The 16,852-nt window shown below is 55.5% G+C and carries 12 protein-coding genes; 11 read left to right on the top strand and 1 reads right to left on the bottom strand.

Features of this window, described 5'->3' with window-relative positions; genetic code table 11:
• The first annotated feature begins 36 nt into the window (after nt 1–36).
• The 5 genes from LAO21_13330 (at nt 37) to LAO21_13310 (ending at nt 6,814) form a co-directional block, all read left to right on the top strand.
• Nucleotides 37–339: an STAS domain-containing protein gene (locus LAO21_13330; protein MBZ5553700.1), complete on the top strand. Its 303-nt coding sequence runs from the start codon at nt 37–39 to the stop codon at nt 337–339.
• Between the two features lie 168 nt (nt 340–507).
• Entirely contained in the window at nt 508–1,068 is a 561-nt protein-coding gene (locus LAO21_13325; protein ID MBZ5553699.1) for a sigma-70 family RNA polymerase sigma factor, read from the top strand.
• Between the two features lie 179 nt (nt 1,069–1,247).
• The gene (locus tag LAO21_13320; protein MBZ5553698.1) at nt 1,248–2,819 is read left to right on the top strand and encodes a GMC family oxidoreductase; all 1,572 of its coding nucleotides are present in this window, start codon (nt 1,248–1,250) and stop codon (nt 2,817–2,819) included.
• 30 nt (nt 2,820–2,849) lie between these two features.
• A complete protein-coding gene (locus LAO21_13315; GenBank protein MBZ5553697.1) occupies nt 2,850–3,992 on the top strand; it encodes a VOC family protein in 1,143 nt (380 codons plus the stop codon).
• Between the two features lie 182 nt (nt 3,993–4,174).
• Complete coding sequence (locus tag LAO21_13310; protein MBZ5553696.1) at nt 4,175–6,814, top strand: glucosidase; 2,640 nt, start codon at nt 4,175–4,177, stop codon at nt 6,812–6,814.
• A 79-nt stretch (nt 6,815–6,893) separates the two neighbouring features.
• Here the strand turns inward: LAO21_13310 and LAO21_13305 are convergent, their stop codons facing one another.
• The gene (locus tag LAO21_13305; protein MBZ5553695.1) at nt 6,894–7,259 is read right to left on the bottom strand and encodes a four helix bundle protein; all 366 of its coding nucleotides are present in this window, start codon (nt 7,257–7,259) and stop codon (nt 6,894–6,896) included.
• Nucleotides 7,260–7,498: 239 nt separating this feature from the next.
• Here LAO21_13305 and LAO21_13300 point away from each other — a divergent pair, with 239 nt between their 5' ends.
• The 6 genes from LAO21_13300 (at nt 7,499) to LAO21_13275 (ending at nt 16,822) form a co-directional block, all read left to right on the top strand.
• Entirely contained in the window at nt 7,499–8,602 is a 1,104-nt protein-coding gene (locus tag LAO21_13300; GenBank protein ID MBZ5553694.1) for a glucose 1-dehydrogenase, read from the top strand.
• Nucleotides 8,603–8,706: 104 nt separating this feature from the next.
• Nucleotides 8,707–10,047: an NAD(P)/FAD-dependent oxidoreductase gene (locus tag LAO21_13295; protein MBZ5553693.1), complete on the top strand. Its 1,341-nt coding sequence runs from the start codon at nt 8,707–8,709 to the stop codon at nt 10,045–10,047.
• A gap of 256 nt (nt 10,048–10,303) precedes the next feature.
• Nucleotides 10,304–11,674 (top strand): mercuric reductase, encoded by a 1,371-nt coding sequence (locus LAO21_13290; GenBank protein MBZ5553692.1) that lies wholly within the window; start codon nt 10,304–10,306, stop codon nt 11,672–11,674.
• A 17-nt stretch (nt 11,675–11,691) separates the two neighbouring features.
• The gene (locus tag LAO21_13285) at nt 11,692–12,213 is read left to right on the top strand and encodes a VOC family protein (GenBank protein MBZ5553691.1); all 522 of its coding nucleotides are present in this window, start codon (nt 11,692–11,694) and stop codon (nt 12,211–12,213) included.
• An 850-nt stretch (nt 12,214–13,063) separates the two neighbouring features.
• Entirely contained in the window at nt 13,064–15,703 is a 2,640-nt protein-coding gene (locus LAO21_13280; protein MBZ5553690.1) for a glucosidase, read from the top strand.
• A gap of 519 nt (nt 15,704–16,222) precedes the next feature.
• On the top strand, nt 16,223–16,822 hold the full coding sequence (locus tag LAO21_13275; protein MBZ5553689.1) for a redoxin domain-containing protein: 600 nt from the start codon (nt 16,223–16,225) through the stop codon (nt 16,820–16,822).
• Nucleotides 16,823–16,852: the final 30 nt, after the last annotated feature.

The following is a 16,852-nucleotide window of genomic DNA, read 5'->3' as shown; positions in this document are numbered from 1 at the left end:
AAATTGAATGCCGGAGATGTGAGTTTGGCTATGGTCTTGCCATACTTAGAACTTGAGAAGGGAGTTATCAATTTGCTCAAGATATCAATCGCTGATCGGACAGAGAAGGTTACAACCCTTCGCCTTGAAGGCAGAGTTATTGGTCCCTGGGTGGCCGAGTTAAGAACAGTCTGCGAAGAAGTATTCTCGCACGGTCGAAGCGTCAGTCTGGATGTGGCAGAGGTCACCTTTATGGACCGGGAAGCAATCGCGCTGCTACGGAAAATGAATGGACTTGTAGTCACCCTGGTGAACTGTCCGCCACTCCTGACAGAGCAACTCAAAGATGACAGGGCCTGACGGGTCGTAGAAGCCGCCATGGATTCTGATTTCCAAGCGTCACGTGGGACTCAGCCCGGTAAATGCTCGCGATCAGCTGAAGGACTCCGATGAAAGCAGGAGTCATCAAACAAGCCTGAGGTAATCGCAGAATAAGGTCTGGTTCGTGTACCGGCCAGGAGGAATTCAATGTCACCGGAAAAAAATGAAAACTCGGTCGACCTGGGAACCTTTGAAGCGACGGCCCTCCCCCATATGAATGATCTCTACCGGGCGGCGTCCTCTATTCTTCGAAACCCAACAGAAGCTGAAGATGTAGTCCAGGAAACGTTTTTACAGGCCTGGAAGTCCTTTCATCGCTTCGAGACGGGGACGAATTGCAGGGCATGGCTGTTTAAGATCATGTTTCATGTCATCGATCATCACCGCAGAAAGTGGTATCGCCTCAACCTAGTGAAGGACGAGGAAGTGAACCTTGAAGAGCTCCTGGTGTATGAGCCGCCCGTTGCCGAGAACATTACCGACGCTGATGTCCTGGCTGCATTCAAAGAGATTCCCGCGCCATATCGCGAGGTGGTCCTGCTGTCCGACGTTTACGAATTCAGCTACAAGGAAATCCAGGACACCCTCGGGATTCCTGCAGGGACGGTGATGTCGCGGCTCAGCCGTGGAAGACAATTGCTGAGAAGTCAGCTGACAAGACTCACGCCTCCCACATGCCCACCCCTCAGCATGGCCCAAGCACTCTGAGCGAACCGATTGAATATCCATTTTTCTTGACGGGCCGGAATAATTCTTCGACCCGCCGGGATTTAAGGCCTGAACGAACAGGTCATCCAGATTCAAACAGCAATTCCCTGGTCTTATTCCACACACCGGGCGCGACTCCGGAAGGCGAATACCTGGCCACTAAAATTCTGGGGGAAAATATGCCAAATGACACTCATTACGACGTGATCATCATCGGGACCGGCGCGGGAGGTGGGACGCTGGCTGCCAAGCTGGCTCCTTCGGGCAAGCGCGTCCTGTTACTCGAGCGCGGCGATTATGTGCCCCGTGAAAAAGACAACTGGAGTTCAATCGCGGTCAACGCTCAAGGAAAGTACCAGACCAAGGAAATCTGGCGCGACCGGGATGGGAAGGAGCTTCATCCCCACACCAATTATTGTGTTGGCGGCAACACCAAGTTTTACGGGGCCGCGCTGTTCCGCCTTCGTAAAGAAGACTTCGGAGAAATCCGCCACCACAGCGGAGTCTCTCCGGCTTGGCCCATTTCATACGAAGACCTGGAGCCTTATTACACTCAGGCCGAGCACCTCTACCAGGTTCACGGCCAGCGGGGTGAAGACCCCACCGAACCCGCGGCGACTGGCCCTTTCCCTCATCCGCCGGTCAGTCACGAGCCTCGCATGCAACTGCTGAGTGACGACTTTGCAAACCTCGGCCTCAAGCCATTCCACACTCCCTTGGGGGTCATGCTGGACGAGAAGAACCCGCGGACGAGCCGATGCATCCGCTGCAACACCTGTGACGGGTACCCTTGCCTGGTGTATGCGAAATCGGACGCGCAGGTAGTGAGTGTGGACCCTGCACTCAATCATTCCAATGTCACTCTCATGACCAATGCCTACGTTTCCCGTCTCGAGACCAGTCCTTCCGGTCGCGAGGTCACAGGCGTTTGGATCGAACACCATGGCTCGAAGAATAAATTCTCTGCCGACGTTGTGGTCGTTTCGTGTGGAGCCATCAACTCCGCGGCGCTGCTGTTGCGCTCCGCCAACGACAAGCATCCGCACGGGCTGGCCAACTGCTCCGACGTCGTCGGACGCCACTACATGGGGCACGTCAACTCTGTGCTAATGGCAATTTCAAAGTGTCTGAATCCTACGATCTTCCAGAAGACCTTGTCAGTAAATGATTTCTACCTGGGCTCCAAGGAGTGGGAATTCCCCATGGGCCACATCTCTTTTGTCGGCAAACTGGACCGGGACACCCTCAAAGCAGGGGCGCCGGCCATTGCGCCGGGTTTTACCCTTGAGATTATGGCCAACCACTCGCTCGATTTCTGGCTCACGTCCGAGGATTTGCCGGACCCGGAGAACCGCGTGACCGTGGATCGCGACGGGAAAATCGTTCTTTCCTACAAAGTGAACAATGAAGAAGGACACAAGCGGCTCATCGCCAAGCTTCAGGGCGTCATGAAGCAGCAGACCAAGTGCTCTGTCCATGGCCATGAGTGCTATCAGGGACTGTTCTCCCACAACCTCTATGTGGGTCAGCGCATTCCTCTGGCCGGTGTCGCCCACCAGAACGGGACGATCCGGTTTGGTCGGGATCCGCGGACCTCCGCGCTGGACGCCAATTGCAAGGCGCACGAACTCGACAACCTGTATGTCGTGGACGCGAGCTTCTTTCCATCGAGCGGGGCGGTCAACCCCGGGTTGACCATCATGGCCAATGCTCTGCGCGTTGGTGACCATCTGATCGGGAGATTAGGTTAAAGGACACTAGCGATGACACCGGAGAATCAAATGACCCAGCCTGACAAACTCGCGCTTGGAAGAACGTCGTGGGGTCGTTCTGCGGGCTTGGTCCTTTTTCCTGTTTGGATCCTTCTCGGACTCTTGTGGCCATTTTCATACAGGGCCTCTCAGTCTCACCTTAAGGCGGGGAGCGACGGACGCCAAGGAGGAGGAATTGCGGCTCCCGCGAGCCCGTCTCCCCGCCCCCTCCCCCTCTCGATCATCGGCGTCGATGCCGTGGGAATGACCGTCGCCGACATGGACCGCTCGGTCGAGTTTTACTCCAAGGTTCTCCGGTTCGAAAAGGTTTCCGACGTGGAGGTCGCCGGAAGCGACTACGAACATCTCGTAGGACTGTTCGGAGTGAGGATGCGAGTCGTCCGGATGAAGTTGGGTGAAGAGTTCATCGAGTTGACTGAATATCTCGCGCCCCGGGGGCGAGCCATTCCCGAGGATTCCCGCAGCAACGACCGATGGTTCCAGCATATCGCGATCATCACGAATGACATGGACCGCGCCTATCAATGGCTGCGACAGAACAAAGTTGAACATGCCTCCTCCGGGCCCCAGCGCCTGCCTGATTGGAACAAGGAGGCCGGCGGAATTCGCGCTTTCTACTTCAAGGATCCCGACCGGCACGTGCTCGAGATTCTCCAATTCCCTCCCGACAAAGGCGATTCAAAGTGGCATCGGGCCAGTGAGGCTTTATTCCTGGGCATTGACCACACCGCCATCGTCGTTATCGACACCGAAGCAAGCCTGAAGTTCTACCAGGGATTCCTCGGGTTTCGGGTCGCCGGCGAAAGTGAGAATTATGGAGATGAGCAGGAACACCTGAACAATGTATTCGGGGCGCATCTGAGGATCACCAGCCTCCGCGCCCCCTCGGGACCGGGAATTGAGTTTCTGGAATACCTTGCACCGCGAGGCGGAAGAGCGAAACCCGCCGACGAGCGATCCAACGACCTGATTCATTGGCAGACCAAGCTGATCACCCCCGATACGGAGTCAGCCTTCCGCAGTTTGGTTCCCGGGAAATTCAAGCTAGTCTCTTCCGGGTTGATCGCCCTGCCGGACACGAAACTGGGATTCCGCCGAGGTTTCCTGGTGAGGGATCCGGACGGGCACGTGATGGAGTTGGTGGAGAAGTGAGGGAGCTAATTGACCGGCTGATCTGATGTTTAGAGGGCAGCTTCGTAGTCTTGGAGCGGAAGCCAGAAGCAGGATGCCTGAAGCCAGAAAAATCCACGGTAACTGAGTTGATCGGGCTTCCGGCTTCTGGCCTCTGGCTTCGATTCAAGAGAACCAGGTCATTCAATCAATGAGGAGTGAATGTGACCCAAGAAGACATCCGACTTCAAGAATCCCACGACCGCAAGGCTCACTGGAAGCGATGGGGGCCCTACCTCAGTGAGCGCCAATGGGGTACGGTGCGCGAAGACTATAGCCCTGGTGGCACGGCATGGGACTACCTTCCGCATGACCAGGCGCGATCTCGTACTTATCGCTGGGGCGAAGATGGCATCGGTGGAATCTCGGACCGTCACCAGGTAATCTGTTTTGCGCTGGCCCTGTGGAACGGACGCGATCCGATCCTTAAAGAACGAATCTTCGGTCTGACCGGCAGCGAGGGCAACCATGGAGAGGACGTCAAGGAGTACTATTTCTATCTCGATTCGACACCCACTCACTCCTACATGAATTTTCTCTACAAGTACCCGCAGGCGGAATTTCCATACGCCCGACTGGTCGAGGAAAACCGTCGCCGGGGGAGAGACGCCTTGGAGTTCGAGTTGATTGATACTGGCATCTTTAATGAGAACCGCTACTTTGATGTGTTCGTCGAATACGCCAAGGCCACACCCGAAGATATTTGCATCCGCATCATGGCCCATAACCGGGGCCCTGATCCCGCCGAACTACACCTCCTGCCGACTCTTTGGTTTCGCAATACCTGGTCTTGGAATGGCGCCAGTCGGAGGCCGAGCTTGACCCGGGCTGATGGTGTCCAGAGGGCCTCGGTCATCGCGGTGGACCATCATGAATACGGCAAGCGCTGGCTCGTTTGCGACGGCTCTCCGGAGCTGCTCTTCACCGAGAACGAATCCAATGCCAGGCGGCTGTGGGGTGGTGAAAATAGCACCCCCTATGTCAAAGATGGAATCCACGAATACATCGTGCATGGCAACCGGGCCGCCGTGAACCCGGCCCAAACAGGCACCAAGGCCTCGGCCCATTTCAGCCTTCGAATCCCGCCGGGTGAGAGTTCCACCCTGCGTCTTCGGTTCGTCGACTGCCCTCCCCATGCCACAGTTCTGGGAAAGGAATTTGATGCGGTCTTCTCAAAAAGAAAGGTTGAAGCGGACGAGTTCTACAAAGAGCGTGCCGGCAAATGCACCTCTGAAGATGCGTGCCGGGTACAACGCCAGGCCTTTGCGGGGATGCTCTGGTCGAAACAGTTTTATCACTATGATCTTCGGACCTGGCTCAAGGGGGACCCCGACAACCCGCCGCCTGAGGGTCATCAACGAGGTCGGAACCGGGAATGGGGACACCTGTACAACGCCGACGTGATTTCCATGCCCGACAAGTGGGAGTATCCCTGGTACGCGGCCTGGGACCTCGCCTTCCATTGCATTCCTCTGGCGCTGGTCGATCCCGACTTTGCCAAGGAGCAACTCGTCCTGTTGACGCGGGAGTGGTATATGCACCCGAACGGCCAGTTGCCTGCCTACGAATGGGCCTTCGGTGACGTGAATCCCCCCGTACACGCATGGGCCGCCTGGCGTGTGTATAAGATTGAAAAAAGAATCCGCGGCAAAGGTGACCTCCACTTCCTCGAGTCCGTATTTCACAAACTGATGTTGAATTTCACGTGGTGGGTGAACCGGAAAGATGCCGAGGGGATGAACGTCTTCCAGGGAGGTTTCCTGGGCCTGGACAATATCGGCGTTTTTGACCGTTCGGCTCCATTGCCTACAGGGGGCTATATCGAGCAGTCCGACGGGACCAGTTGGATGGGCATGTACTGTCTCAACCTCCTGGCCATCGCGCTGGAGCTGGCCCGTGAGAATCCGGCTTACGAAAATGTGGCCAGCAAGTTCTGGGAGCATTTTCTCCACATCGCTCATGCCATGAACCATCTCGGGAGCAAGAACCTCGGATTGTGGGATGAAGAGGATGGTTTTTATTACGATGCGTTGCACCTGCCCGGAGGGGAATCTTTTCCTATGAAGGTCCGCTCTATGGTGGGTTTGATTCCTCTGTTCGCGGTGGAGACCCTGGAGCCTGACATGCTTGACCGGCTTCCGGGGTTTAAGCGGCGTCTCGAGTGGTTTATCGACAATCGGCCCGACTTGGTTGGCAATGTCGCTTGTATGAGGACAGCGGGTCAGCGCGAACGCCGCCTGCTTTCCATTGTGGATCGTGACAAGTTGCGCCGGGTGCTGGCTCTGATGCTGAACGAGCAGGAATTCTTGTCACCCTATGGAATCCGAGCCCTCTCCCGGTACCACCAGGACCGCCCGTACATGCTCGGGGCGAACGGGAACAGCTATCGCGTTGCTTATGAACCTGCAGAGTCCAGCACCGGTTTGTTTGGAGGCAATTCGAATTGGCGAGGTCCCATCTGGTTTCCAGTGAATTATCTCCTCATTGAATCCCTGCAAAAGTTTCATCACTACCTGGGGGACGATTTCAAGGTGGAATTCCCTACTGGTTCCGGAAAAATGCTCACCCTCTGGGAGGTCGCGGGCGAGCTTTCGCGACGCCTGACCCGCATCTTTCTCCGGGGACAGGACGGGCGACGGCCCTTCTTTGGCGGAATTCAAAAGTTTCAGACTGATCCCCACTGGAAGGATCTCATCCTGTTTAACGAGTACTTTCATGGCGACAACGGGGCCGGGATCGGGGCCAATCATCAGACCGGCTGGACCGGGCTGGTTGCCAAACTAATCGAGCAGAGTGGGGAATGAGAAGAAGTTATCAGTTCTCAGTTGTCAGAATAGTTCTCAGTTGTCAGTTCTCAGTTCTCAGTTTTTAGATCGATGAAACTCACTGGCATCGATTCCTTATTGCATTGATCAGGCCGTTTAGAATCCTTGCCAGTTCAGAGGTCTTGGTCTGAAGCTGCCCGAGTTGGCTGGGTTGAAGGAATTGCAACTCTCCGGCAATTTGAGTTAGGGTTTCCACCTCCACGATAGATCCCCGTGCGTAGCCAAGGAACTGTTGAAACTCCCCTCTGGTAAGGCGACCTTGACCTTCAGCAATGTTGCATGGAATAGAAACGGCCGCACGTCTGAGTTGCCCGGTTAAACCATAGAGTTCGCTCTGGGGAAAGGCTGATGTCATCTTGTAAACCTCGGTGACAAGATCCATGGCCTTCCTCCAGGCGACAAGATCTCTATACGAGTGTTTCATCTGTGCTCTCCGTGGGGGTGGGTGAGGATTCCAGTATACAAGGAGATGTCTCGTTCGCCCACTGACAACTGAGAACTGAGAACTGATAACTTTACCGGCAACTGGCAACTGAGAACTGACAACTATTAAGAAGCCGGGAATAGTTTCCCTCCCCGCGGGCATTACTAGGCAGCAACCATTGAGCGAGGGACACGGCAGCTCCGCGTGGCAAGGTCTCAACAAAAAAAGGAGAATCCGCAATGAAAGCGATTGCAGTTTTACCGGGAAAACCCAACACGGTCCACCTGAGAGATGTCCCAAAGCCCATCTTGAACGGAAAGGATCATGGACGCAGCGTCCTCGTGAAGGTACTTCGCGTCGGCGTTGACGGCACCGACAAGGAAATTAATGCTGCGGAATACGGGGAAGCGCCAGCAGGGGACAAATTTCTTATCATCGGCCACGAAAGTTTTGGCCGCGTGGAAGCCGTGGGCCCCAACGTCACTGAGTTAAAACCCGGTGATTACGTCGTCGCCACCGTTCGACGTCCGGGATCAAGTATTTACGATCAGATCGGCACGAATGATATGACGACCGACGATACCTACTTCGAGCGCGGGATCAACTTGCGGCACGGATTTCTTGCGGAATATTATGTGGACGACGCCGAGTTTATCGTCAAGGTTCCGCAGGGCCTCAAACATGTTGGAGTTCTGTTGGAACCCACCACCGTTGTCGAAAAAGGTATCGCCCAGGCCTATGAGATCCAAAGGCGTTTGCGTGTCTGGCGCCCGCGCCGTGCAGCCGTGATGGGGGCGGGAACCATCGGGCTGCTTGCCACCCTTGTCCTTCGGTTGCGTGGATTGGAAGTCACCACCTTTGGCCTCACGCCAAAACCCTACCTCAATTCCGATTTGGTCGAAGCCATTGGCGCCCGTTATCAGTCGACCCGCGAGTTGCCAATTCTTGAGGCCGCCAAAAAGTATGGCCCTTTCGATCTGATTTTTGAGGCCACGGGCGCTTCGTCCGTTGTTTTCGACAGCATGCAGGCACTCGCGAAGAACGGGGTGCTGGTGCTCTCAAGCGTGACGGGCGGCGATCGGAAGATCGAGGTGCCTGCCGATATGATCAACCTGCAGTTTGTGCTGGGCAACAAGGTCATGGTGGGAACCGTGAACGCCAACCGTGAATATTTTGAAATGGGCGTTCGTGACATGGCGCAAGCTGAGGCTGAATATCCGGGATGGCTCAACCGGTTGCTCACCCACCCGGTGAAGGGCCTCGAGAACTACTCTGAGTTGCTGGATAAACTGACGACGGCCAAAGGGGCCATTAAAGTCTTCTGCGAAGTGGCAGATTTGTAAGCGCCGTCTTGGAATTAGGGACAGACACCTTGTCTCAAAAGACTTTCCAGGTATGGTGTCCAATTAGGTGTCTGTCCCTCTCTGTCATCTGCGAGGAAACAATCATGAGCGCTGCTGAACCAACCCGCATTCTAATTCTCGGAGGCGGCTTCGCGGGGATGTATGCCGCCATGGAATTTGAAAAAACTTTGGCGCGGGACCCGGACGTTGAAGTGACGATGGTGAACCGGGAGAATTTCTTTCTCTTCACGCCGATGCTTCATGAGGTGGCGGCGAGCGATCTCGACCTGACGACGATCGTTAACCCGGCCCGCAAAATGCTTAAGCGAGTCAATTTCTTCGCCGGTGAAGTCGAAGGAATTGACCTTCCCTCCAAACAGGTGCGTGTGTCCCACGGGTTCGATGGCCACGAGCACACTCTCCGCTACGACCACCTTGTGGTAGGCCTCGGATCCATTACGAATTTCTACAATCTCCCGGGTCTCGAGGAACGGGCCCTCACCATGAAATCACTTGGTGATGCAATTACGCTGCGAAACCACCTCATCGCCCAGTTGGAGGAGGCCGACAGCGAATGTTGCCGGTTCAAGCATCCCCTTTTGACGTTCGTCGTCGCCGGTGGCGGATTCGCGGGCGTAGAAACGGTCGCCGGGGTCAACGACTTCGTTCGCGAAAGCTTGCATGCTTATCCGCACTTGAGAGAAAGCATGTTAAGGGTCGTTCTGGTGCACCCGGGACCGGTCATCCTGCCCGAACTGGGCGAGAAACTCGGCACCTATGCGCAGAGGAAATTGACCGAACGGAAAGTGGAAATCCTGGTGAATACGAAGGTCGAAGGAGTTTCAGACGACGGCATCGAACTCAGCGATGGCACGACCATTGAGGCAAACACACTCGTCTGGACCGCGGGAACCTCCCCGAATCCCCTCCTGCAATCGATCGCCTGTGAGAAGGAGCGAGGTCGCCTGAAGGTCAACCGTTACATGGAGGTGCCCGATTGGCCGGGGGTGTGGGCGCTTGGGGATTGCGCTGTGGTCCCCGATCCCAAAACGGGAAAGCCCTGTCCGCCCACGGCCCAACACGCCCTGCGCCAAGGCAAGGTCCTCGCCGAGAACATCCAGGCGGAGATCCGTGGAGCCCGCAAACGCCCTTTTCAATTCTCAACCCTGGGACAATTGGCCGCCATCGGGAAGCGAACCGGGGTCGCCAATATTCTTGGGGTGAATTTCTCCGGCTTTTTCGCCTGGTGGTTATGGAGAACCATTTATTTGAGCAAACTTCCACGATTCGAAAAAAAGGTGCGGGTCGCCCTCGATTGGACTTTGGACATCCTCTTCTCCAAGGATCTCGTTCAGTTTTTGACCGTCCGCGCCCCCAGCGTCTCTCGCTTGGAAGAGGAAGCTCCGGCGCGCGTCGTCTCCGAGGTTGTCGCTCGACGGGGTTAATTCTCCTCTCAGATCACCCCACCGATGAATCCTGCATCTGGACAGAAGGCGAAAGAGAGATTACATTGGGCGTTCAATTCAGACCAATCAGCACGCGGGCCTTGGGGTGAGGTTGTTCGTTCTCGTTCGATTGTGAGATCCCGTTGGCTGGGCCTTCCGCGATAACGTGCGGCAGAGTAGCTGACCGTCGCCGGGGTCTTTGCCAACATCACTACATTTGATCAATGAAACGTCCTGGTAACCGGGAGGTCGCTTCGTGAAATACGACGCCATCGTGATTGGATCCGGGCAGGGAGGAAATCCTCTTTCACAAAACCTGGCCGATCGAGGGCTCAAGGTTGCCCTCATCGAGAAGTCACACCTCGGCGGGACCTGCATCAATACCGGGTGCACACCGACTAAAACCATGGTTCATAGCGCCCAGGTGGCGCATTACGCCCGGAACGCCGACCGCTGGGGGGTTCGAGCTGCGGATGTCAGGGTTGATATGGCCGCCGTTGTGGCGCGAAAAAACAAGATCGTCCAATCCTTCCGCGACGGCCAACAACGTCGCGTGGATGCCCGCAAAACGCTGCGACTGTACCGGGGGGAGGCGCGCTTTACGGCTCCGCATCAGCTTCAAGTAAAAGACGAAACACTCGAAGCCGAAAAAATCTTCATCAACACAGGGACTCGGACCAGCCTCCCTGTGTTGCCAGGCCTGGATACCATCGATTACCTGACCAATGCGAGCATCATGGAATTGAAGGAATTGCCCGAACATCTGCTGGTACTCGGGGGCGGGTACATCGGTCTGGAGTTTGGACAGATGTTTCGCCGATTCGGCTGCCGCGTGACCGTTATCCATCGCGGAGGCCAGATCCTCCCCCGCGAGGATGCCGACGTCACCGTAGAACTGCAAAAAGCTCTCGAGGCCGAGGGCAGCGCGTTTCTGCTGAACGCCAACTCGACTCGGGTGGAGAAAAAGGGAACGACAATTCATTTAACCGTTGAATCCGGAAACTCCACGAACGTGTTGACGGGATCGCATCTTCTCGTCGCCGTGGGCCGAAGGCCCAACAGCGACCGGCTCAGCCTCGAGAAGGCGGGTATCGAGACCGACAAGGATGGGTTCATCAAGGTCAACCAACGCCTCGAGACGAACGTCCCCGGCGTCTGGGCTTTGGGCGATGTCAAGGGCGGTCCCGCATTCACGCACGTCTCATACAACGATTTTCAGATCATCTATGGAAATCTGGTGGAAGGGAAAAACCTGACCATCGCCGACCGCCTGGTGCCGTATTCCGTCTTTACCGACCCGCAGCTCGGAGGGGTCGGGATGACTGAGAAAGAGGCAAGGAAGAAAGGATACCGGCTGAAGATCGGAAAGATTCCCATGAGTTACGTGGCCCGTGCCATTGAACGTGACGAAACCGCCGGCCTTATGAAACTTGTCGTGGACGCTTCGAACGACCGTATCCTGGGGGCGTCCATGCTGGCGGTGGAAGGAGGGGAACTCATCCAGATCATCGGCACCGTCATGCGCGCTGGTCTGCCTTTCACGTTCCTGAAAGGAGCCGTCTATATTCATCCGACCCTTGCCGAGGGCTTCTTTGCCTTGATGGAGGATGTGAAGCCGGTGGACTGATACGAACACCATTGAAAATGTTACAAAATCGTGCATGTTTCAGCGTAGGGGCGCCCGCCACGGCGGGCGCCCCTACAGCGAACAATCCACCATTGCCCGATATAACTCTGTTTCCAGCGTTTGTATTTGCTTTGGAGCCCATGGACAGGAGAGGGCAGTTCCGATTTTCCTTCTTTACGCGAGATTACGAGGCCACGGTCGCATTCTACCGCGACGGGCTGGAGCTTCCTGTGCTCGAGTCATGGGACCGCAGTCCCGATGACCGCGGAATTCTCTTCGGGGCCGCCTCAGGGATCATCGAAATACTCACTTTCCCTCGGAGCGGTCACGCCTCCCACCTCTTCGATGATCGGCCTCCCCAAGGCGCGTTCATGGTCATCGAAGTTGACGACCTCGAGGACCGATACCGGCGGGCTCTCGAGAGGGACCTGCCCATCAAACAGAAGCTGACCGACCAGGAGTGGGGACATAAGAGCTTCTGCCTTTCCGATCCCAATGGCCTCACCCTCTACTTTTTCAGGGTGATTCGGAAGGACTAGCCAGCGACATTCGACCCTGATGTACTCTCTTGTTCAGTCGAACTACGCTGTTCTGGATATTGAGGCCGGAAGCCAGAGGCTGGAATCCGGAAGCCAGAAGCCAGAGGCCAGAGGCCAGAGGCCAGAAGCCAGAGGCCAGAGGCCAGAGGCCAGAAGCCGGAAGCCAGAAGCCAGAGGCCAGAGGCCGGAGGCCGGAGGCCAGAGGCCGGAGGCCAGAGGCCGGAAGCCAGAGGCCAGAAGCCAGAGGCCAGAAGCCAGAGGCCAGAAGCCGGAAGCCAGAGGCCAGAGGCCAGAGGCCGGAGGCCAGAGGCCGGAAGCCAGAAGCCGGAGATCAGAAGTGGGAAGTCAGATGTCGGAAGTCGGACATCTGAACTCGGATAGAAACCCCCAATTTCAAATGTCAATTCCTAATTGCCTGTCGCCATTCTGACTCCAGACCTCAGCCGCATCGGCGGACAATCCTGCCGCGAGGACTACACCTTCGCCCCATGTAACTCCAATTCCATTGTTCGTATTAATTGCTCTCCGAGGTCAGTCTTATATAGAATGTAGTCTCTTGTCATAGACGCATTGCAAGGGCTTCGAAATCAGAGGTCAGGAATCAGACGCCAAAGGGGCGATTAAACCCGTGCTCCTTATTTCATCTTGATTCATCCTGCTTCCGGCTTCCGGCTTCTGGCTTCCTGCTTCTGGCTTCTGGCTTCCGGCTTCCGGCTTCTGGCTTCTGGCTTCTGGCTTCTGGCTTCCGGCTTCTGGCTTCCGGCTTCTGGCTTCTGGCTTCTGGCTTCCGGCCTCTGGCTTCCGGCTTCGTTCGAAATCAGGCTATGCACTTTATCGAGAGGTTCAGCTAATGACTCAAGAAGACCTCCGGCTCGAAGCATCCCGCGAGCACAAGGCCCATTGGAAACGCTGGGGACCCTATCTGAGCGAACGGGCGTGGGGAACCGTGCGCGAAGACTACAGTTCTCATGGAACAGCCTGGGAGAATTTTCCTCATGACCACGCCCGAATCCGCGCTTATCGCTGGAACGAAGATGGGCTTGCGGGAATCTGCGATCGACATCAATACATTTGCTTTGCCTTGGCGCTGTGGAACGGCCGGGACCCCATCCTCAAGGAACGTCTCTTTGGATTGACGGGCAACGAGGGCAACCATGGCGAAGATGTAAAGGAGTATTACTTTTATCTCGACTCGACACCCACGCATTCCTACATGCACTACCTCTATAAGTACCCGCAGGCCGAATTTCCATATGCCCGTTTGCTTGAGGAGAACCGGCGGCGAGGGCGGAACGATTTGGAGTTTGAATTGATTGATACGGGGGTCTTCGACGAGGACCGTTACTTCGACGTCTTTGTCGAATATGCCAAGGCCACAGCCGAGGACATCCTGATCCGGATTGAGGTGATCAATCGCGGCCCTGAACCCGCTTCTTTGTATCTGCTGCCCACGCTATGGTTTCGAAACACCTGGTCGTGGGGATTTGGCGAAAGGCGCCCTCGAATGCAGCAGGGAGAGAGAATGGAAGGTTCTCCCGTGATTGAGATGGACCATTCCTACTATGGGCACCGTAAACTGATCTGTGAAGGGACGCCGCAACTTCTATTCACTGAAAACGAGACCAACTTTCACCGTCTCTGTAATTTGGAAAACAGCTCTCCATTCGTGAAGGATGGTTTCAACGACTTCGTCGTGGAGGGTGTCAAATCAGCGGTTAACCCCGAGGGGATCGGATCAAAGGCGGCCGCCTGTTATCCCTTGCGGATCGATCCCGGTGCGACTGCCACCGTTCGTCTTCGCTTTACTCCGGATCCGGCTCACTCGCCATCCTTTGGCGCGGAGTTTGAAGGCATGATGGATCAGAGAAAAAAAGAGGCCGATGAGTTTTTCGCTCAATTGGCCCCGCGCGCCCTTTCGGAAGATGCCCGGCGGGTGCAGAGGCAAGCGTTTGCGGGGATGTTGTGGGGCAAGCAATTCTATCATTATGAAGTGAGCCGATGGCTGAAGGGTGACCCCGCAGGTCCGGAGCCTCCACCTGAGCGGTTGTATGGGAGAAACCATGATTGGACGCATCTGTACAACGGCGATGTGATTTCCATGCCCGACAAATGGGAATACCCCTGGTATGCCGCCTGGGACCTGGCGTTTCACTGCATTCCTCTCGCCCTCATGGACTGCGACTTCGCGAAAGAACAATTGGTCCTCCTGCTTCGTGAGTGGTACATGCATCCCAACGGACAGATTCCTGCTTATGAGTGGGCCTTGGGAGATGTCAACCCACCCGTGCACGCATGGGCCGCCTGGCGCGTCTACAAGATTGAGAAGAAACGGCGCGGCACCGCGGACTTCCGCTTCCTGGAGCGCGTTTTTCATAAGCTGCTGCTCAACTTCACCTGGTGGGTCAACCGCAAGGATGCTCAAGGGAGAAACGTTTTCCAGGGAGGGTTCCTTGGTCTCGACAACATCGGGGTCTTCGACCGGAGTGCCCCGCTCCCTACCGGAGGACACATCGAGCAATCCGACGCCACCAGTTGGATGGGGATGTATTGCCTGAACATGCTGGCCATTGCACTGGAGCTGGCGCGAAGGGATTCTGCCTACGAGGACGTCGCCAGCAAGTTTTTTGAGCACTTTGTTTATATCTGCAATGCGATGAACAACCTGGGAGGCAAGGACATTGAACTCTGGGACGAACAGGACGGCTTTTACTATGATGTCCTGCACCTCGACAACGGCAAGCATTTCCCGATCCGGCTTCGTTCCATGGTCGGATTGATTCCCCTGTTCGCCGTCGAGACCCTGGATTCTGAGATCGTCGATAAACTGCCCGGCTTCAAGCGGCGCATGCAGTGGTTCATTGAAAATCGGGCCGATCTCAGCGATAACATTGAAACCCAGTCCTCCCCGCACGGCTTTCGGCGGTTTCTCTCGCTCGTCAACCGTCATCGCCTGCGGCGTGTTCTAAAGTACATGCTCGATGAGGAGGAGTTCCTCTCCCCCCACGGGATTCGAGCCCTGTCTCGCTATCACCAAAATCATCCGTATTCACTACACATTAACCATACAGAATATCGCGTGGACTATGAGCCCGCTGAATCATCGACAGGCCTCTTTGGGGGTAATTCAAACTGGCGTGGACCCATCTGGTTCCCTCTGAATTTCCTCCTGATTGAGTCGCTGCAAAAATTCCATCATTTTTTGGGAGACGAGTATAAAGTCGAATTCCCCACCGGCTCGGGCCGGATGATGAATCTGTGGCAGGTCGCCACCCAGATTTCTCGCCGCCTCACTCACATTTTTCTACGCGGTCGCAGCGGCCGTAGACCTACCTTTGGCGGCACGGAGAAATTTCAAACGGATCCGCATTGGAGAGATTTAATTCCCTTCAATGAATATTTTCACGGAGATAACGGCGCCGGAATCGGCGCCAGCCATCAAACCGGATGGACCGGGCTGGTGGCCAAATTGATCCAGCAAAGCGGGGAATGAGAAGAAGTTGCCAGTGGTCGGTGATCAGTGGTCAGTGGTCAGTTGCCAGTGGTCAGTGATCAGTTGCCAGCAATCAGCCGTCAGCTATTAGCCATCAGCAGTCAGCAAGATCGAGAGGATCGAAGTCTTGAAGCCCATCGATGTCCGACGATATATGATTTTCCTCTAATCAAGAGTGAGTTCGATTGTCTGATCAAATAGATCGGAATGAACCCTACTGGCGATCGAGAGCTGCTCACTGGCAACTGACCACTGACCACTGATCACCGACCACTGATCACTGACCACTGACCACTGATCACTGACCCCTGCCCACTGACCACTGCCCACTGACAACCGATCACTGGCAACTTCTTCCCCCCAACCCAAAAAAAATTTGTTCTTTGGGAATAAATTACCCGACTGGAGAGATTAACAGAGTGTGGCGATAGTCCCCGCAAGCTATGGAACTGATTTATCTCGTGTAAGTGCCACAAATCAAAAAACGCGAGAGCCAGATGGGGCCGGACGAATTCGAAAATGAAAAAACCAAGAATATTCTCGACTCTTTCCTTTGCTTTAGCATTAAGTTCAACCACGGTCCTGATCCTGTTAAGCCTGGGCCTTCTGGTTAGAGCCGCTTTTTCCAAGACGGAGGAACAGCCTGTTGCTCTGGATATGGCAGCACCTGAACTAGTGGGCGGTACCTGGTTGAATACACCCGGTGGAGTCCCCATCCCCCTTTCATCGCGACTTGGGAAGGTGACTGTCATCGAGTTCTGGACGTTCGCCTGCATCAACTGCCGCCATAATCTGCCGGCCTATGATCGGCTTTACAAGAAGTTTGCGCCCAAAGAGGTCACCGTCATCGGGATTCATACCCCCGAGACGGAAATTGAGCGCAATCCCAACAATGTGGCTCGCCGCGTCAAGGAGTTGGGCATTGAATATCCCATTCTCCTGGACCCGCAAGCCGCCAATTGGACCCGGTGGCAACAGCAGTTTTGGCCCACGATTCACCTGATCGACAAACGCGGTCGTATCCGGTTTCGCTGGGAGGGAGAACTGAATTACCGAAACGCTGCCGGCGAGGAGAAGCTTGCCCGGAAAATTGAAGAGCTGTTGCAGGATTCGAATTAAAGTTCATTTGGAGCGCGGGTGTCCGCAGCC

The organism is Terriglobia bacterium (genome assembly GCA_020073085.1).
In the GTDB taxonomy this organism is placed as follows: domain Bacteria; phylum Acidobacteriota; class Terriglobia; order JAIQFV01; family JAIQFV01; genus JAIQFV01.
Note: the sequence above shows the minus strand (reverse complement) of the source record. Positions and strands in the feature narration are given on the sequence as shown.